Source organism: Tunturibacter psychrotolerans, assembly GCF_040359615.1.
In the GTDB taxonomy this organism is placed as follows: domain Bacteria; phylum Acidobacteriota; class Terriglobia; order Terriglobales; family Acidobacteriaceae; genus Edaphobacter; species Edaphobacter psychrotolerans.
In genome coordinates this window covers 4,347,310-4,366,095 of the sequence record NZ_CP132942.1, presented here as the reverse complement: position 1 = coordinate 4,366,095, position 18,786 = coordinate 4,347,310, and the positions used below count along the sequence as shown (strand labels likewise).

The following is an 18,786-nucleotide window of genomic DNA, read 5'->3' as shown; positions in this document are numbered from 1 at the left end:
GAAACTGAAAGACTGCTCGCATGATCAACGACCTCTGGTATAAGAACGCCGTCATCTACTGCCTTTCAGTCGCTACATATATGGATGCTAATGGGGACGGCATCGGAGACTTTCAAGGGTTGATGCGTCGCCTTGACTACTTGCAGGGAATGGGCGTCACAGCCATTTGGCTAATGCCTTTTCAGCCTTCCCCCGGCAAGGACGGCGGGTACGATGTCGCAAACTACTACGGCGTCGATCCGAGATACGGTACTCTCGGCGACTTTGTCGAGTTCACGCATGGCTGTAAGCAGCGCGGAATGCGCGTCCTCATTGATCTGGTAGTCAACCATACGTCCGATGAGCATCCTTGGTTTCAAGAGGCGCGTCGCGATCCGGAGTCCAGATACCGCGACTGGTATCTATGGTCGAAGAAGAAGCCAAAGAACGCTAGTTCGGGCATCGTGTTTCCTGGCGTGCAGAAGTCAACGTGGGACTACGATGAAGCCGCAAAGGCCTTCTACTTCCACCGCTTCTATGAGTTTCAGCCTGACCTCAACACCTCGAATCCCGAAGTCCAGGCTGAAATCCTTAAGATCATGGGTTTTTGGTTACAACTTGGGGTATCGGGATTCCGCATGGACGCCGTCCCTTTTGTCATTTCGCAAAAGGGAGCAAGTATCGCCAAACCCAAAGAGCAGTACGACATGCTACGCGTCTTCAGCCAGTTTCTGACCTGGAGGGAGGGAGAGGCGATCATCCTGGCAGAGGCGAACGTTCTTCCAGGAACCGACATGAAATACTTCGGCACCGCAGGCGAGCGGTTGCAGATGATGTTCAATTTTGAGGTGAATCAGCATCTTTTTTACGCTCTCGCCAGCAGCGATTCTCGGCTCCTTGTTAAAGCAATGCGGGCGACCAAGTCGCGTCCCACTACCGCGCAATGGGGACAATTTCTTCGGAATCATGATGAACTCGATCTTGGCCGTCTCGAAGACAAACAGAGAGAAATCGTCTTTGCGGCGTTTGGCCCCGATCCGGAGATGCAGTTGTATCAACGTGGCATCCGGCGTCGACTTGCACCTATGCTTCAGGGAGATCGGCGCCGGCTGGAACTTGCTTATAGCCTAATGATGACTTTGCCGGGGACTCCCGTCGTTCGTTACGGCGACGAGATCGGGATGGGTGACAATCTCAAATTACCTGAGCGGAACTGCGCTCGTACGCCCATGCAATGGTCGACGGAGCCGAATGCCGGTTTCACCAAGAGTGAAAAGCCTGTCCTGCCCGTGATTAGCGATGGACCATACAGCTTTCAACACGTCAACGTCGCAGATCAACGCCGTGACCCTAACTCACTTCTGAACTGGATGGAACGCATTATCCGCATGCGCAAAGAGGTCCCCGAGATTGGCTGGGGCGATTTTTCGTTTGTTTCGACGGGAACCCCGAAAGTTCTGGCAATTCAGTATGACTGGCGCAACAACGCTGTACTCTGCGTCCACAACCTTAGCGGCGAACCGCGTGAGGTGCGCCTCTCGGTCGACGCCGACGAAGAGAAATGCGTGCTCGCCAATCTTCTGTCTAACGACCACAGCGAACCCGACGCCAGCGGTAAGCACCGCATGCTGCTCGAACCGTACGGCTATCGTTGGTTCCGTGTATGCGGCCTGGATTACCTGCTCAAACGCACTGCCGTCTAACCTCGCATCCAACTGTTGAGGCTTACCGGAGATCTAGCCGGTAGGCTGGGGAGGTCTGATATGGTTCATGAATTTATAAACGGAACCTACCGGGAAACGAACCTTACGAACGACTCCGACGAGTACCTGGCGAAGCGTGAGGAGTTGCGTCTGGCGGAAATCGAGTTGATGAAACATGAAGAACGAATCGCTGCGTTGCGTCGCGAGTTGCCGCAGGGGGCAGCACTCCAGGACTACGAATTTGTCGAAGGGCCGGCCAATCTCGATGCGGGCGATGAGCCTATAAGCAAGGTAAAGTTGAGCGAGCTTTTCACGGCAGGGGAGCGTCCGCTGGTGATCTATCACCTAATGTACGGCAAGAAACAGACCAATCCGTGTCCAATGTGCACGATGTGGATTGACGGATTGAACGGCGTGGCGCAACACATCGCACAGAACATTGATTTCGCAATCGTCGCTGCTGCGGAACCTAAGGCGCTGCGCGATCATGCGCGGGCACGCGGTTGGAACAATGTCCGATTGCTCAGCGCGGGTTCAAGTACCTTCAAATTCGATCTTGGCAGTGAAGATGTTGACGGAGGGCAGGATTCCACCATCTCTGTTTTTGCGAGACACAGTGACGGCCTTGTGCGGCACTTTTATACCGCACATCCTAGGATGTCGTCGGAGATCAAGGAACGCGGAATCGACTTGCTCGCGCCACTGTGGAATTTGATGGATCTGACCCCCAAAGGACGAGGGGAGTGGTACCCGGCACTCGCCTACGGAAAGAAAGCGCAAGCGTAGGAAAACAGAGGTGGGAGGACTACCGCGCGGGGTTCTCCTTTAAAGAGACTTAGAACACAAAAGAGAGCTATTTGTTCCTCCTTCGAGTCTGGCGGAAGACGTGAGAACGTCTGGGCCAGGAGAGGACGAGCTGCCTACCATGATTTAGTGTGCCTAAAGCTACTTCGAAGGCGAGATCAGTCCATTCTCGACTAGGATGGACGGGGAGGGGTTGGATTTCTAGGTTCCTAAACATCGACCGGTATAGAAATGGCCCCGAGTTTTGAATTGGTAGTTCACTGGCCCGATAGGTGATTTTTGCAAAAGGAAAAGTCAGCGTTAGAGACGGTATCTGGTCGTATTATCGGCACTGGCGAGATGGCAGATTTGGTGCGTGATTATGACTGGAGTTCGACTCCGCTCGGCCCCATTGAAACTTGGTCGAAGGAACTTCTCACGATTGTCAATCTAACCCTGGCTTCTTCCTCCCCTGCAAGGACCATGTGGGGACCTCAGCTCATTTTGATTTACAACGACGCCTACCGTCCCATTCCTGGGCCCCGTCACCCCTTCGCACTGGGAAAATCAGCCCGTGAGGTCTACAGCGAATCGTGGCACGTGGTGGGACCCCTATTAGAACAGGCACTTGCCACAGGAAAAACAGTCTTTCACGAAAAGCTTCTGGTTCCGCTTCCGACGGAAAACGGTGTGAGGGACGCCTACCTGAATTACTCCTTCAACCCGATCTTCGAGAACGAAGCCATCGCCGGCCTCTTCGGTTCCCTTCATGACGTTACGGGAGAGGTCGTGGCACTTCGCAAGCTCGCCGAGAGTGAAGCGCGGGCTTCGCGGATTCTGCAAAGCATCGGCGATGCCGTGATCGTCACCGATGAACATGCTTGCATTACCGACATGAATCACGTCGCGGAAAGTCTGACGGGCTGGACTCTGAAAGACGCGCGTGGCGAGCTCCTGAGCGCCGTGTTCCGCATTGTTGACGAGAAATTGCGGGAACCTGTGGAAAGTCCGGCGGACAAGGTGCGCCGTCTCGGCACCATTGTCGGCCTCGCCAATCACACGATCTTGATCCGAAAGGACGGGACCGAGACGGCCATTGATGATAGCGGCGCTCCCATCTGGGACGATGAGGGCAAGCTAACCGGCATCATTTTAGTCTTTCGCGATATCACGGAACGAAAGCTCGCCGAAAGGGCCATGCTGCGAGAAAGAACCAGAGCGTTCGAGGCGCTTCAACAGGCACCGGTCTTCTTTGCCCTTTTGCAAGGACCGGACCACGTCTTCACCATGGTGAATCCGTCCTACCTGCGTCTGGTGAACAACCGTGATGTCCTGAACAAACCCGTACGCGTGGCCTTGCCGGAGGCCGCGGGGCAGGGCTACATCGACATTCTCGATAAGGTCTTGCAAGGCGAGCCATTTGTTGGAAATGGCATTCGGTTTCAAGTCGAAGCGGCCCAGGGTCTGCCGTCAGATGAGCGTTACCTCGATTTCGTGTACCAGCCATTGCGTGAGGTCGACGGAAGTGTTTCGGGGATCATCGTGGTCGGAAACGATGTAACGGATCGGCAAACTGCTGAGGAAGCGATGCAGCGGCTTGCTGCAATCGTGGATTCCTCCGACGACGTGATCCTCAGCAAGGATCTCAACGGCATTATCACGAGTTGGAATGGCGCGGCCAGTCGTCTCTTCGGTTATACCGCTGACGAGATGGTCGGCCAGTCGATTCTCAAACTGATCCCCGATGATCTACGAGCTGAAGAGAAAAGGATCATCGAGACTATCCGCGCGGGACAACGTGTAGAGCACTTCGAGACCGTTCGTCTTACAAAGGACGGCAGACTGATCGAAGTCTCCGTCACGGTTTCTCCGATCCGAGGCGATCGCGGACTCGTCATTGGAGCTTCCAAGATCCTTCGCGATATTTCTGACCGGAAACGCATTGAACGATCCTTAATGCAAGCGGAAAAAATTGCAGCAACCGGACGCATGGCAGCGACCATTGCGCATGAGATTAACAATCCTCTCGAAGCGGTGATGAATTTGCTGTATCTGCTTCGTTCGAAGATCACCGACGAAGACGGCCTGAACTACCTTTCGACCGCCGAAGACGAACTCGGACGCGTCTCCCATATAGCCAAGCAAACGCTCGGATACTATCGCGAACACACTGCGGCGACTTTAGCGTCTCTCAGTGAGATAGCTCAACACGCAGTCATTATCTATGAGCCGCGCTGCAGTGCGGCCGGCATCAACTTCAGCACATCCCTGCAATCTTCGCGTAAAGCGATACTTCGTCGAGGGGAGATGATGCAAGTTATCTCGAATCTCATTGCGAACTCCATCTACGCCACGCCGAGCGGAGGTCATCTATCCGTTTCCGTAGAGGATATTGAGGAGCCCGCCAGTGGAACATTGCTGACAATCTCTGACGATGGCGAAGGCATCGCACCCCGCGATCTTCCGAGGGTGTTTGAGGCCTTCTTCACGACTCGTTCCACTGTGGGTACCGGAATTGGACTGTTCGTTGCGAAGCAATTCATCGAGGGCCACGGAGGTCAAATCAGCATCACGAGCCAAAGGGATGTGGAGAGCCATGGGACAACAGTTCGGGTATTCGTGCCTCTGCACACGCTCTACGATGTTCCACGGAACGCATAAGATCTGCCCTCGAATCTCGTAAGGAAGCCCCGAATCCCTTGACCTTTATCCGCAAGTGTGACGTAACCAATTTACGGTCTTTCTCGCACCGATTGTTAACTGTTCAGGTCGCGGCTGTCGTGTTCAGAACTATTCAGTCTTAGGTGTGGAGTGAGATCGGATTAGTCAAATCTGACGTTAGGCGATACGTTGGAAAGATGGCAGAAATAGACGAAGTTAAAATGAGGCCTTCGAATCGAAAGCTCATCCCAATCCTGTTGTCTGGCGCCATCTTATTTGTAATCGGCAACGTATGGATTGCGCTCAGTTCCGTGCAGGGTCTCGAAGATAGTCACAGATGGGTTGATCACACATGGGAGGTGATCGCTCAAGTCGAACGCGTGATCAGCGCGGCTAAGGACGCAGAGACTGGAAGTCGCGGATATCTACTGACGGGAGACCAAAAATTTCTGGAGCCTTACCGCAAGGCGAAGACGGAACTGCCGGTAAGTCTCAGCGCATTTCAGCAGCTGACGTCGGATAATCAGAGCCAACAGGTCCGAGCAGAGGAGATGCGTCAGGTGATGGAGCATCGACTCTATCTCTCCGAACAAGTCAACGCTCTACGCTCGTCCACTGTCCCCCTGGAAACCGCTCGTATGACAGAGAATCTGAGTGCCGGCAAGGCGGATATGGACCGCATGCGTATGATCGCCGATGAAATGGAGAATGAAGAGCGGCGCCTTCTCGGCGATCGAATACGCACGGCCAGAATAGCGGTTCAAAAGGTGCGATTCACACTCGGGGCAGCAAGTGTCCTCGATGTGATCCTGATTGTGCTCATGTTTCGATATTTTGCCCGCGAGCGTGACCTCCGGCTGGCCGCTGAACAGTCGGCCCAGCGTTTAGCTTTGTCCCGTCGTGAGGTGGAGCGTAAAGCAGAAGAGATTCAACTATTGAATCAGAGCCTCGAACTTCGTGTACAGCAAAGGACCTCCGAGTTAGAAACTATTAATAAGGAGCTCGAGGCGTTCAGTTACTCGGTATCGCACGATTTGCGGGCACCCCTCCGAACGATTGATGGCTTCAGTCTCGCTCTTGAGGAAGACTATGCCGACGTCGTAGGTCCCGAAGGCAAAGACTATATCCAGCGCGTCAGAACTGGCGTTCAGCGGATGGGAAGCCTGATTGATGCGCTGTTGCAGCTGTCCCGAATTACGCGAGCGGATCTTGACCGTGAGTCGGTCGATCTGACGGCGCTTGCCCAAAGCGTCGCCAGCCAACTGACCGAGCAAAATCCTGCGCAGAAGATCGATTTCACTATCGAGAGTGACCTGACTGCCCAAGCTGATCCGAAACTCCTCCGGGTCGCTCTCGAAAATCTGTTGGGCAATGCAGTCAAATTTAGCTCAAAGAAGCCAGAATCGAGGGTAGAATTCGGATGGGATCCCACTCAAACCGCTTGGTTTGTTAGAGATAACGGAGCAGGGTTCGACATTCATTACAAAGACAAATTGTTTAATGCCTTCAATCGACTCCACGGAGATAAAGACTTTAAAGGTTCGGGAATCGGATTAGCGACGGTGGCGCGCGTGGTACGTCGACACCACGGAAGAATATGGGCAGATGCAAAGGAAGGAGAGGGAGCAACTTTTTGGTTTACTCTAGGATGACGTTATGACGGATAAAACAAAATTGATATTGCTAGTTGAAGACGATCCCGATCACGAAGCTCTGACCATTCGCGCTTTGAAAAAATCGAACATGGCAAATGAAATTCGCGTGGCGCGGGACGGCGAAGAAGCTGTCAATCTGCTTTGCGGGCCAGACGCGATTAAGCCCCAGGTCGTCCTGCTTGACCTCAAACTGCCGAAATTGGATGGCCTTGAGGTTCTGAAGCGAGTTCGTGAATGCGACGACACGCGATTGCTTCCGGTGGTCGTGTTGACCTCGTCTGATGAAGAGCGAGATGTAGTACGCAGCTATCAACTTGGCGTGAACAGCTATATTCGTAAGCCGGTAAATTTTAATGATTTTGCAGAGGCCACTCGCCAACTGGGAATGTATTGGCTTGTGCTGAATGAATGCCCGCCGAATTAGACCGCCAAAATCTAAGCATCCTTCTAGTCGAAGATAATCCTGATGACGCCGCCCTCCTCGAACGGCATCTGCGACGCCATGGTTTTTCACCCTCGATTGCCAGGGTAGAGAACGCGATCGCGATGCACTCGGCACTGGAGGGCGAAGCATTACCCGACATCGTGTTGGGTGACTACAATTTGCCGAACTTCAGTGGCCCTGAGGCTCTTCAACTTTTGAAGGCATCCGGATTAGATATTCCATTCATCATGCTCTCTGGTGCCGTCTCGGAACAGACAGCAGTGGATTCCATGCGTGCTGGGTCGCAGGATTATGTCTCCAAAGAAAATCTCACGCGGCTCATTCCTGCTATAGAGCGCGAGGTCAGGGAAGCCAGTGGACGACGAAATGCAGAAGCTACGTTACGCCGTAGTGAACAGCATCTTCAGTTCGCGATGGAAGGCGCAGGCCTAGGGATGTGGTGCTATGACCCCCATGAAAAGACCTTTATGGCGGACGCGACAATGCAGCAAATTTTCGGCGCGACCGCGCGGGCCGGTACCCTCGAATTTTGGAGTGAATTTTTACACCCCGACGACCGGGGGATGGCCGCCTCCCGTTTTGAGATTGCCATGGCAGGCGGGCCGCAGTATGACATCGAATACCGGGTTATGCGCTCGGACGGCATACGATGGGTTCGGTCCAAAGGACGTGTTGTGGGGAGCGATATCGCTTCCGCAAGCATGTTTGCCATCGTTGAAGACATTACGGATAAGAAGCAAAGCGAAGAAGACTTCAAGATCATCGCCGACCGACTGCTCCTAGCGCAGGCCGCAGGAAAAATTGCCTCTTGGGAATGGGAACTTGCGACCGGAAACTTCATTTGGGATGGAGGGACCGAGTGGACGTATGGCCGGTTAGCCTCCGAAATGACTCATGTCGACCAGATCTTTCTTTATCTCCATGAAGAAGACCGCGCCAGGGTTGCGGACGACTTGATTCCGGCCATGGAAGGCCGAGGAGAATACCGTTCTCAATTCCGGGTATTGTGGCCGGACGGCTCGGTGCACTGGTTGGAAGCCTGGGGGAAATCCGTTTTTTCGGCCGACGGCATAGTCGAGAGGGTTACAGGAATCAACGTCAATATTACCGATCGAAAACTATCCGAAAATGCCCTCATTCAGAATGAAAAACTGGCCGCAGTGGGTCGCCTGGCATCCAGTATCGCCCACGAGATCAATAATCCACTCGAATCAGTCACAAACCTTCTTTATCTAGCAGAGAAGACCGAAGATTTTCAGGAAGCCCGCAGATACCTAGCCACGGCCGATGTCGAATTACAGCGAGTGTCTGCGATCACCAACCAGACCCTGAGATTTCATAAGCAATCCAGCAACCCAACTGAAATGAATCCCCATGCACTGATTGAGAGCATTCTTGCGATCCACAACAGCCGTTTGGCGAACTCGAATATCAAACCCGAGAAGCTTGTGCGCTGCTCTCGGCCTGTCCTTTGCTTCGAAAGCGAGATTCGTCAGGTGCTGAGCAATTTGATCAGCAACGCCATCGATGCGATGCACTCTGAAGGCGGTCGTCTGTTGGTGAGGTGCCACGAGAGGATGGACTGGGAAAGCGGACGTCCAGGATTAGCCATCACAGTGGCCGACAATGGTCCGGGGATAGCTCAGGAGACGATGTCGAAGGTTTTCGACGCGTTTTTCACGACAAAAGGTATCGGAGGCACAGGGCTTGGACTCTGGATTAGTCAGGAAATAATCCAACGACATCAAGGAAAGTTATCGGTGAGAAGCAGCCAGGCTCCAAGAAATCACGGAACTGTCTTTACTGCTTTTCTCCCCTTCGATGCAGCGGTTCGCTAACGTCCAACTGATGGTCGGATTCTGAAGTTACGATGCATCGTAGCGAACTAAGCGGCCGCCTGGACAGGCAGCGCGATGCGAAAGATTGTCCCGCTCTTGCCCATGACATTGTTGCTCCGATATTTGATCGTGCCGCCATGACCTTGAACAATCTCTCGTACGACCCAGAGGCCGAGCCCGTTGCCTTCGGATTTGCCGCTCTTGAAGGAGTCGAACAAAGTCTCCCTGAATGCGTCCGGGATCCCTTTTCCATTATCGGCAATCGTAATGATCACATTTGGGTGACGCATCGCCACTCGGACGTGGAGATTTCCGGAATGGGGTAGCGCTTCAATCGAATTGAGAAGAAGATTTGTAAAAACCTGGAAGATCTCGCCTCTTTTCACAGAAGCTACCGCGGATTCAACCGATCTCGTTAGGACAGTGATTCTCTTCTTGGAGATGTGATGATCATGAAGGCGGAGTGCCGACATGGCCAACTCCACCAAGTCTATTTCTTTGGGTTCTGCTTCCACGCGAATGAAAGCGAGACTCCTGGCGGTGATCTCGCCAAGGCTGCGAAGTTGGAGGTCTGCCTCATCCAGATATTCGAGGCCCAGTTGCGGTGGCTGAGTGGGGGTTCTCGCCAGATAGATGAGATTTGTGAGCGCCGCCAGTCGGTTGTTGACTTCATGCATCGTCGCACCGACAAGCCTACCCGCGAGAGCTAGCTGGTGATACCTTCGGAGGTTTTCTTCGCAGACTCTGAGCTTCTGACCTTCGTCCTCAAAGGAGTCGCGAGGTGCGAGAGGCGAGTCCATGAAGCATTCTGAGTGGATTAGATCGATAAAGGTTGGCTCGTCAAGACTTCGCGGATGTCACAACGCGATACGTCTCTTAGCCGACGAAGATCCAGGTCGCGAGACCTAAGCTCGGAGTTTTGCAAGAAGGTCGGCCGGATGGACTGGTTTTGACAGCAGATCGAAGTCATACCCCTGCTCGCGAGCCTCGCGCAAAAGATCGGCCGTCGCGGCCTGGCCAGAGAAGAGCAGGATCTTACAGTCAGGCTGAGCTTCGCGGAAGTGAATCGCCAGTTCGACACCCGTCATGCCTGGCATCATGACGTCACTGATGAGGAGATCAGGAGCTAACTCAGCACGGGCGGCGATGGCCTTCTCGGGACGATCGAAGGCAGTCGCTTGAAAGCCTGCTTGGTTCAAAATAACGGCGAGTGTTTGGGCAATCACCGCTTCGTCGTCAACTACAAAAACCACACGTTTCATGTCTGGCACAGGCCCCTTCATTTCGTGTTCTAGGATACACTCGGTCATTCTTTGATTCCGAAACCTAACAACCCCCAAGAACCGGGATGTTCATCGTTCGTTTACACCCGTACGAGTAGCAGATGGCAGAAGGTATCTCTCCTATCGAACCCGGCGATCGGGAAAAGTTTCTGAGTCGGGAAGGCCAGAAGGAATAAGCCATCCTTACGAACTGCGGGTACGAGCCGAGACATTTCATCCTCGTCGGAACAGTTTAACTACCAAACAGATTCAATTGCGGTGCCGGAAAGATCCGTTTCTTTGGCATTTCGTCGTCGAATACCGTCCGCCCTCCGAGTAACGGGGAGGTCGCGCGTTCATGCCTGATCGCGGCGTCGAAGTCGGTAAGTGGTTCACACTCTTCTTCAACTTTGCGGGTCAATCGATCTAGACGCGCGAACCCTTCAAGCTTCTCAGTATGTCCCAGGCGAGCCGCCTCAAGACAACGCCGCAGCACGCCAAGCGAGTCATCGTAAGTCTTGAGCGTTACCGGAAAAGGATGTCCGTCTTTGCCCCCGTGAGCGAACGAAAAGCGCGCTGGATCGGAGAAGCGGGCCGGCGCTCCATGAACGACTTCCGCAACCAACGCCAAAGATTGTAGCGTTCGCGGTCCCAGCCCCTCTACAAGGAGCAACGAGGAAAAGTCCCGAAGTTCCTGCTCGTGCGCCACAGCCAACACGGCACCCAGTCGCTTCAAATCCACATTTTCGGCACGAACGTCGTGGTGCATCGGCATGATGAGTTTGCGAGCGTCATTCAAAGCACTCGGGACGGGTCCCCTTGCAATCGTGAGCAGGGCACTCTGGGCCTTCCGCGCGCGTACGTCCACAAGGTTGAGTATCTCGCCTTGGGGCTGGCCCACGATGGCTGTATGTGGCGCAGACACGAAATCGCGCACGCTGGCCGAATGCCAGTGATATCGCCGAGCCAAGTGGCTGTCGGGATTCATTCCTTGTTGGACGACAGCCCACTCCCCCGACTGAGTTATTACGAAAGAATGCAGATAGAGTTGAAAGCCATCCGCAACCGCGTTGTTATCGATGCGCGCGGTCAATCGGCTCGTGCGTGCCAAAGCATCACCATCGAGCCCCGTCTTTTGCGAAAACGCACGCAACTCGTCTGGTGTACGAACGGAGTGCCGACCACGACCGCCGCAGACCATCAAACCAAGTTCCGAGAAACGCGGATTCATTCCTCGCTTTAGCGCCCCGAGCACCGAGGTTGTAATACCGGAAGAGTGCCAGTCCATACCCATCACGGCGCCATAGGCCTGAAACCAGAACGGATCGCTCAATCGGGTAAGGAATTCGGATTGCCCATAGTTCAGGATGACTTGCTCGGCGATAGCAGTCCCCAGCTCCGTCATACGACTGGCGAGCCAAGGAGGCACACGCCCGCCGTGAAGTGGAAGATCGGCTGTGCCTGAGCGCTTCATATCGTCGCCTCGCCATACTATTTTCGCTCTTTATTCGCTTTATATCAAGCGGCGCTAGACGGTTGTCTGCAGCTCCAATCGCCCCTGCACCCGTTCGCGCAGACTCTTCGCGTCAAAAGGAGCACGCACCTTCATGTCGTTATCAAAGTAGAGATAAACGTCGCGCGCCGGAATTTTTATGCACCGTTCCCCACAAGCGAACCGGCCACTCGGCGCATCGTCTCCTCCCGCCCATGCGACGACGCGGTCGGCCCAGACATCAAGTGCTGCATCGTCGTAGCCGCTGGCGTAGAGCTGTTCCGACCCATGTAGCCTGCAATAGACGAAGTCCGTAGTTACGTCCATCAATAGTGGCCACTCCACCGTGTCGGCCACGACCGAGCCGATGTTATATCGCCGGAGTAGTTGAATGAACTCTGGAACAGCAAAACTCTCATGCCGAATTTCGACACAATGCCGAATCTCTTGCTTGGCGGTTCCTCGTTCGACTGTTGTATGCGCCCGGCCATGCAACTTCGGCCCGTGTGCGCCAGCGAGTTGAGCTGCTTGCTTCATCGTCCGGGGTAGCATTTTGAAGAAAGACTCTAGCTTGACGGGATCGAACACAAACCGTGGCGGAAACTGCCACAGCACCGGCCCCAGCTTCTTACCGAGACGCAGAATCCCCTGTGCGAAGAAGTTCGCAAGCGCATCTTCAACGTCTCGTAGCTTTTTCATATGAGTGATGAAGCGCGATCCCTTCACCGCGAAGACAAAATCATCCGGCGTCTCTTCAGCCCATTGTGCGAAGTATTCGGGTCGCTGGAGGGAGTAGTGCGTCCCGTTGATCTCAATCGAGTTGAAGTTCTTTGCCGCGAAGGCAAGCTCGCTGCGTTGCGGGAGTTTCGGAGGATAGAAAACGCCCCGCCAACCAGCATAGCGCCATCCTGAAATACCGATGCGTACTTCGCCCGCCACTAGTACGGTGTCCTTCCACCCGTTGCGCCGAAGACTTCTCCAGTAACATAGCTCGCATCGTCACTGGCCAGAAAGACAAACAGCTTGGCCAACTCAACCGGCTGTGCCGGCCGCTTGAAAACGGTATTTTCGCCAAACTTTTCAACCTTTTCAGGCGGCATCGTCGAGGGAATCAGCGGCGTCCATACTGGTCCTGGGGCAACGGCATTTACACGTACGCCCTGTTCCATTGCGAGCTTCGCGACCGATTTCGTCATACTCAGTACGGCTGCTTTCGTCGCGGCGTACGCTACCAAATTTTCACCCGGTTGATATGCCTGAATGGACGTTGTGTTCAAAATAGAGGCACCTGGCTTCAGTTCCTTCAGGGCTGCTTGGGTTAGAGCAAATGTGCCGAAAATATTGGTATCGAAGGTACGCTTTACCTCATCGAGCGGCACATCTTCTAACTTGTCGTGTGTCATCTGGAAACCCGCGTTATTCACGACAATGTCCAGTCTGCCAAACTCTTTCACTGCAGCAACGACGAGCGCCTGACAGTATTCGAGCTTGCGAATGTCGCCGGGAAGCTTAACGGCTTTACGCCCGGCCTTCTCTATGACTGCAACGACTTCTGCAGCATCCGGCTCCTCCTCTGGCAAGTAGCTCAACAGCACATCCGCGCCCTCCTTGGCGAAAGCAATCGCAACTGCCCGGCCAATGCCGGAGTCGGCTCCTGTGACGATTGCCGCCCGGCCCTTGAGCTTCCCTGTGCCGACATAGCTCTCTTCGCCGTGATCAGCGGACGGATTGAGTTTTTTCACTGTCCCGGGATGGGTCTGCTCTTGTTTTGGAAAGGGTGGCTTTGGCCCTACCTCCCGCGGATCGATGTTCATGGCGATGCTCCTTCCCACCCTGTGATGCATTAACCGCGAAATACGTTCAAGAATTCTGGAGTGTGGCCTTTCTGTTTACTTCCTTTGGAGGTTGGATGGCATCTACACCAAGATGTCGTTGCCAGGCGTATGCCAGCAAGATGACTGAGTACTGTGGATCGGCGTTTCGATGACAACCAAGGCCAAGGAAGATGCCGCGAAATTTGTTCCACGGGAAAGGACATTGCCCGTCCTTCGAAAGGCCGTACAAAAATGCCATGGCTGTGACCTCTATCGCTATGCCACCTAAGCGGTCTTCGGAGAATTAGAGACTGGACTGAACGCAGCAAAACCGAAGGTCTCGATCATGATGATCGGCGAGCAGCCTGGAGACCGTGAGGATAAGGAAGGCCGCCCTTTTGTCGGACCAGCCGGACAGCTTCTCGATCAATGCTTGGAAGAAGCTGGGATCGATCGACGCGACGTCTATGTCACGAATACGGTGAAGCACTTCAAATGGGAGCCGCGTGGCAAACTACGAATCCATAAGAAACCAAACATGAAAGAGATTCATGCCTGTCGACCTTGGTTGGAGGCAGAGTTAGAGACCGTGAAACCGACGCTAATTGTATGTTTGGGCGCGGTCGCCTCACACTCCCTCTTGGGTTCGAACCTGAAGATCACGAAGGTTCATGGCAAAGTCCAGCAGGTCGAAGGGCTTCCACCTATCATCGCGACCCTGCACCCGTCCGCAATTCTCCGGGCTCACACAGACGAAGACCGTCATCGCCAGAGACACACATTGATAGATGATTTATCGAGAGCCGCAAAATTTTTATCGCAATAGAATCCGCTTCGCCGTAGCGCGTGAGCTATCGGCGACCCGAACTCCATCTACGACCTACGCAATGTCCCATGGTGAGCAACCAGACTGCTGCTCTTAGGCGGCTTTAGTTCGCCGCGTTGTCTTTTTCGTTTTCATTCCTTGTGAGAGGCTGCTACGTAGCGCATCCATGATGCTGACCACCTTGGCGTTCTTTGGTTCTGGCTCCGGGACCGGTAACGGCTTTCCTTTCCGCTTCGCCTCGACCAGTTTTTTTACCGCCGCCTCATAATCATCTTGGTATGCGGACAGATCCAGCTTAGACGTTTTCCCCTTGATTAGCTGTTTAGCCAAGGAAAGCTCGTCTGCATCTACGGAGAATTCCTTCACACCCGAAAGGATCGATGTCGCACTACGCAGCTCATCCTCGTATCGAAGCACGTATAACATCAGACCCTTCTGTTTCGGGTCCAAAGGAGCTCCGATTGCCACGAGATGTTCACGGCCGCTAAAAGCGATCTCGCCGATGCCCAAGGTGTTCGTTTGCGCGAGGGCTTTGCGCATGATGCTGAGCGCCTTTGCCTGAACCTCATCTTTCGGGGCCACGAAATAGGGCCGGTCGAAAAGCCCAGGGGATATCTCGTCGACGTTGACAAATTGATTGATTGGCATCGTGGTTGCCGTCGGAAGGCGAAGTGCTTTTAGCTCCTCCGGATCGATCTCGATGTATTTGTCTTTGGCGTACTCGAATCCTTTAACGATGTCCGCCTTTTTGACGTCCCCTGCTTCGTCCACATTCTGATGATGCACGCGCTTATGCGTTTTCCGATCCATCTGATGAAACTGAACCTGCTTGCCAGGATTGGTAGCAGGAAAAACCTTCACCGCGATGGAAACGAGTGAAATTTGAATGGATCCAGACCAGGTCGGCCGCGTTGGCATTATCTCTCCTCTAAGTCCTAAGATCAGTAAATTAAAAGCAATTTGCCGCGTCTATGCGCGACCACTGCCAACAACTAAACGCTTCGGGATGATTTAACCCTGCTTTTTCTCCGAGGAACTCGCTCGGGCAACTTTAGGCCACGACTTGACTCTTCCCACTCTTTTACGTCTACACCTTGCTTTTCAAGTTTGGATTTATTCGCCTCAAAATATCGCCTTTGCGCTTCGCTCTTGAATGGCATAGATCCTCCTCTGTAGATAGGATGCCCATTCGCCACAAGCCGACTAATTTGCAACCCAATACTCGGCCTAGATATGCACTTTGACCGATCCGCAGGGTCTCTGGACACGTCGCGATCTTCGGGCTTTTAAACGGCTGATACAACGTCTTGGTCTCAACCCAATTCAAATAGATATTGAAAAGACGAAACCAGCCGATGGAGCGATCTACGGCGAGCAGACTCTTCGCGCTTCTCACTTTTACTGCTGGAGCGGTTGCTGCCTATTTGATGTACCGGCGAGGGGAATCTCCATTTTCCATCGCAAAAAATACCGTGCTCTATCCAATCGGGTCGCTCGTCTCCGAGATCCAGAACACGACCTCAGAAAATCATGCCTGAATTTCCATTACATGGCGTAGCCGATTTGAAGGAGAACGAGAAGAAGCTCGTCTCAGCCGGTAAGGCCAAGATCCTTGTCCTGCGACATCAGGGCAAGTTGTCGGCTTTTCAGAGTAACTGCCCACACGCCGGCGGCCCTCTTGAGAAGGGGGCCATTTGTAATGGAAGACTTGTCTGTCCCTGGCATATGGGGACCTTCCGAATCCCAGATGGACAGCTCATTGAACCACCCGCAATGGACTCACTCGAAACATACCCCCTACGAATCGAAGGCTCAAGCGTCTTCGTTACATTTCCCACAGCTAAGGCGGTCGAGCGCCCCACGAAGGTCTCGCCGTCAATAGTCGGCAAGAAAAGAATGGTCATCGTGGGTGCCGGCGCAGCCGGTTCAATGGCCGCAAAGACACTCCGTGAAGAAGGATTTTGCGGTGAAATCGTCGTCGTCGACCCCCGCCATGAAGAGCCTATCGACAGAACCATGCTGACGAAGATGGCGTTAACCGATAAAACACCGGCCAATCGCGTGCAGCTTCACTGCCTCGATCGGCTCGATGTTATTCGCCTACGATCGTCAGTGAAATCGCTTCGAGCGGATCGAGGTCTGATTACCCTGAGTGATGGTAGAACAGTACGGTTCGACGCGGCTCTCGTCGCTACCGGAGGAACGCCGAAGCGGCTTCCCATGCAACATCCAGAGAACGTACACACCATCCGGCATATTGATGACCTGAGCGGGCTCCGATCGATCGCACGTAAAGGCCGTCATGCAATCGTGCTGGGGACGAGCTTCATTGGAATGGAAGCGGCGTCGGCCCTAAGACAACGTGGCCTGACCGTGACGGTGATTGGCAAGGAGAGACTTCCTTTCGAGCAGCAATTCGGCTCCAACATCGCCTCAGCTCTACTTTCACTCCACAAACGAAAAGGGGTGGGCCTTGTCCTCGGGGTAAACACTCTCCAGGTAACGTCACGAAATGTCCTGGTAGATCAAAACGGTCGTTCCCGGCGAATCAATGGCGACTTTGTCATCCTCGGCGTAGGCGTGGAACCGAGCCTCAACTTTGAACATGATCTACCATTAGCTGCTGACGGTGGCGTCCTGACAGACGAATCGTTAAGAGCCAGAGACAAAGTATGGGTGGCTGGCGATATAGCAAATGTTGCAGGGCTTCGTATTGAACATTGGAGAGTCGCGCAGCAGCATGGGATGCATGCCGCTAAGCAAATGCTTGGACAAAGGACGCCGCTCCGCAATGTTCCGTTCTTTTGGACTTATCATTTCGAAAAGACAATCAAATATCTGGGCCACGCGGACACGTGGGACGACGTCTCCATTACCGGCGATGTTCGTCGTCTTAATTTCATTGCCCTACTAAGCAGGCGCGACGAAGTCATCGCTGTAGTGAGTTGTGACCGCGACGAGGAGACGGCGCTTCTTGCAGAACTCATGCGGAAGCCCATTTCTTCAAAACAAGCTCGCAAGGCTATCCAAAGCATCCGGCGTAACGGTTAGAACGGATTGTCATTCTGGCCGTCCAGAACTCCGCGACTCTCGAAGGATCTGATGGACTCCGCGCACGATTGGCGGAGCGCTGAGCCATTCAGGTCCGGGGAATTAGCCGCGATTGCGAAAAGTCCTGACAAGCTAGGGTCGACTACACGCGAACAGCTAATCAGAAGATGAGTCCAACACCGGACGTGAACGCAGCAGCGTTCGATGGCGGCGCATCAGCAGTACGAGAGCGCGCCGAATATAGATGGCAAGTAATGGCATCACGATGGCAGCCAAAGCAGCCCACACAATTAGTGCATGCCATTCCCACTGCCAGATGTCGCGAATCAGGCGCCAGGGATGATGGCTCAGATGCTCGAGCTGCTGCCGACTTAGCGGAAGGCGACGAGTGTGAAAAAGATGTACACCCAATTGAACGAATGGAAGAAACAGAAGCAAGTGCAGCGGCGTCATAACATGGGCACCAATCTGTGACGCGACTTGGCTTAGACCGAACATCCATGCAAGAAGAACGACCAGAAGCGTGGTGATGCCCACCGACGGATTGATCCCGATAACAATGCCCAACGCCAAACTCCACGCCAGCCGCCGCGGTGTAACCCCTCCACGGAGCAGACGCAGCAGTGGCCGCAGTATCCTGCAGCGAAGGAATTCACGTATTGACTCGGGAACTAACACATGAGCATTCGGATGCGATGAGGGTGCTCTTCGGTTGCGAAGGTAATTTCTCATACAACGCGGAGATTGCTGATCGGCTATCAAGATACCAGCTGGCCAAAGACAGCATTTAGATCAACCCGTGTGGCTACGGTCTCGACTGCCTGGCTGAACGAATCGTCATTGGAACCAAAACCGTCGCCTTGCGCTTCGCGATGACGCTGCTGTCGGCGAATACAAGAACATTCAAGACCTCCGAATTGGCGGAGCGAGCATCCTATTGAGTTGCGATGTCTTGGGTTTCAAAGGAAAATCTCGACTCCCGCTTGATTGAGAGCCGACCGTCTCACAATATTTATCCCGGAATTGAGGTGAACAATGGCCAAGCTGTCGACCTCGGCACGAAAAGCACTTCCCACTAAATCTTTCGCAGAACCTGATAAACGGAAATACCCGATCGAGAATGAAGCACACGCGAAGAATGCTCTGTCACGTGTTGCGCAATCCGGAACACCCGCGGAAAAAGCTAAGGTCAAAGCCGCTGTAAAGAGGAAATATCCCTCTATCGGAAAGAAGGACAATTGATTTAGGAAAATTGAGCCGCCATCGGAACGTTAACA

16 protein-coding genes are annotated in these 18,786 nt (G+C 53.7%); 9 read left to right on the top strand and 7 right to left on the bottom strand.

Annotated elements, in window-relative coordinates; genetic code table 11:
• Window positions 1–20 precede the first annotated feature (20 nt).
• The 6 genes from RBB77_RS18405 (at window position 21) to RBB77_RS18380 (ending at window position 9,064) form a co-directional block, all read left to right on the top strand.
• Window positions 21–1,682, top strand: coding sequence for an alpha-amylase family protein (locus RBB77_RS18405; RefSeq protein ID WP_353063182.1), 1,662 nt, complete (start codon window positions 21–23; stop codon window positions 1,680–1,682).
• A 60-nt stretch (window positions 1,683–1,742) separates the two neighbouring features.
• Complete coding sequence (locus RBB77_RS18400; RefSeq protein ID WP_353063181.1) at window positions 1,743–2,468, top strand: DUF899 family protein; 726 nt, start codon at window positions 1,743–1,745, stop codon at window positions 2,466–2,468.
• A gap of 357 nt (window positions 2,469–2,825) precedes the next feature.
• Entirely contained in the window at window positions 2,826–5,126 is a 2,301-nt protein-coding gene (locus RBB77_RS18395) for a PAS domain S-box protein (protein WP_353063180.1), read from the top strand.
• Between the two features lie 197 nt (window positions 5,127–5,323).
• Window positions 5,324–6,778: a sensor histidine kinase gene (locus RBB77_RS18390; protein ID WP_353063179.1), complete on the top strand. Its 1,455-nt coding sequence runs from the start codon at window positions 5,324–5,326 to the stop codon at window positions 6,776–6,778.
• Between the two features lie 4 nt (window positions 6,779–6,782).
• On the top strand, window positions 6,783–7,205 hold the full coding sequence (locus tag RBB77_RS18385) for a response regulator (RefSeq protein ID WP_353063178.1): 423 nt from the start codon (window positions 6,783–6,785) through the stop codon (window positions 7,203–7,205).
• Window positions 7,190–9,064, top strand: coding sequence for a PAS domain-containing protein (locus RBB77_RS18380; protein WP_353063177.1), 1,875 nt, complete (start codon window positions 7,190–7,192; stop codon window positions 9,062–9,064). The genes RBB77_RS18385 and RBB77_RS18380 overlap by 16 nt, the downstream gene beginning before the upstream one ends.
• A gap of 47 nt (window positions 9,065–9,111) precedes the next feature.
• On the opposite strand, the gene RBB77_RS18375 is transcribed toward RBB77_RS18380, so the two are convergent.
• The 5 genes from RBB77_RS18375 to RBB77_RS18355 form a co-directional block, all read right to left on the bottom strand.
• The gene (locus RBB77_RS18375) at window positions 9,112–9,864 is read right to left on the bottom strand and encodes a sensor histidine kinase (protein WP_353063176.1); all 753 of its coding nucleotides are present in this window, start codon (window positions 9,862–9,864) and stop codon (window positions 9,112–9,114) included.
• Between the two features lie 105 nt (window positions 9,865–9,969).
• A complete protein-coding gene (locus tag RBB77_RS18370; protein ID WP_353063175.1) occupies window positions 9,970–10,326 on the bottom strand; it encodes a response regulator in 357 nt (118 codons plus the stop codon).
• A gap of 253 nt (window positions 10,327–10,579) precedes the next feature.
• The gene (locus RBB77_RS18365) at window positions 10,580–11,800 is read right to left on the bottom strand and encodes a DUF763 domain-containing protein (protein WP_353063174.1); all 1,221 of its coding nucleotides are present in this window, start codon (window positions 11,798–11,800) and stop codon (window positions 10,580–10,582) included.
• Window positions 11,801–11,854: 54 nt separating this feature from the next.
• Window positions 11,855–12,757: a DUF72 domain-containing protein gene (locus RBB77_RS18360; RefSeq protein WP_353063173.1), complete on the bottom strand. Its 903-nt coding sequence runs from the start codon at window positions 12,755–12,757 to the stop codon at window positions 11,855–11,857.
• On the bottom strand, window positions 12,757–13,632 hold the full coding sequence (locus tag RBB77_RS18355) for an SDR family oxidoreductase (protein ID WP_353063172.1): 876 nt from the start codon (window positions 13,630–13,632) through the stop codon (window positions 12,757–12,759). Before RBB77_RS18355 ends, RBB77_RS18360 begins: the two co-directional genes overlap by 1 nt.
• 316 nt (window positions 13,633–13,948) lie before the next feature.
• Here RBB77_RS18355 and RBB77_RS18350 point away from each other — a divergent pair, with 316 nt between their 5' ends.
• Complete coding sequence (locus RBB77_RS18350) at window positions 13,949–14,458, top strand: UdgX family uracil-DNA binding protein (RefSeq protein ID WP_353067664.1); 510 nt, start codon at window positions 13,949–13,951, stop codon at window positions 14,456–14,458.
• A gap of 93 nt (window positions 14,459–14,551) precedes the next feature.
• Here the strand turns inward: RBB77_RS18350 and RBB77_RS18345 are convergent, their stop codons facing one another.
• The gene (locus RBB77_RS18345) at window positions 14,552–15,376 is read right to left on the bottom strand and encodes a Ku protein (protein ID WP_353063171.1); all 825 of its coding nucleotides are present in this window, start codon (window positions 15,374–15,376) and stop codon (window positions 14,552–14,554) included.
• A 612-nt stretch (window positions 15,377–15,988) separates the two neighbouring features.
• Between RBB77_RS18345 and RBB77_RS18340 the strand changes: the two genes are divergently transcribed.
• Window positions 15,989–17,509, top strand: coding sequence for an FAD-dependent oxidoreductase (locus tag RBB77_RS18340; protein ID WP_353063170.1), 1,521 nt, complete (start codon window positions 15,989–15,991; stop codon window positions 17,507–17,509).
• A gap of 156 nt (window positions 17,510–17,665) precedes the next feature.
• Here RBB77_RS18340 and RBB77_RS18335 read toward each other — a convergent pair whose 3' ends face one another.
• Window positions 17,666–18,241: a DUF2062 domain-containing protein gene (locus RBB77_RS18335; protein WP_434557076.1), complete on the bottom strand. Its 576-nt coding sequence runs from the start codon at window positions 18,239–18,241 to the stop codon at window positions 17,666–17,668.
• A 303-nt stretch (window positions 18,242–18,544) separates the two neighbouring features.
• Here RBB77_RS18335 and RBB77_RS18330 point away from each other — a divergent pair, with 303 nt between their 5' ends.
• Window positions 18,545–18,751, top strand: coding sequence for a DUF6582 domain-containing protein (locus tag RBB77_RS18330; RefSeq protein WP_353063168.1), 207 nt, complete (start codon window positions 18,545–18,547; stop codon window positions 18,749–18,751).
• Window positions 18,752–18,786 lie beyond the last annotated feature (35 nt).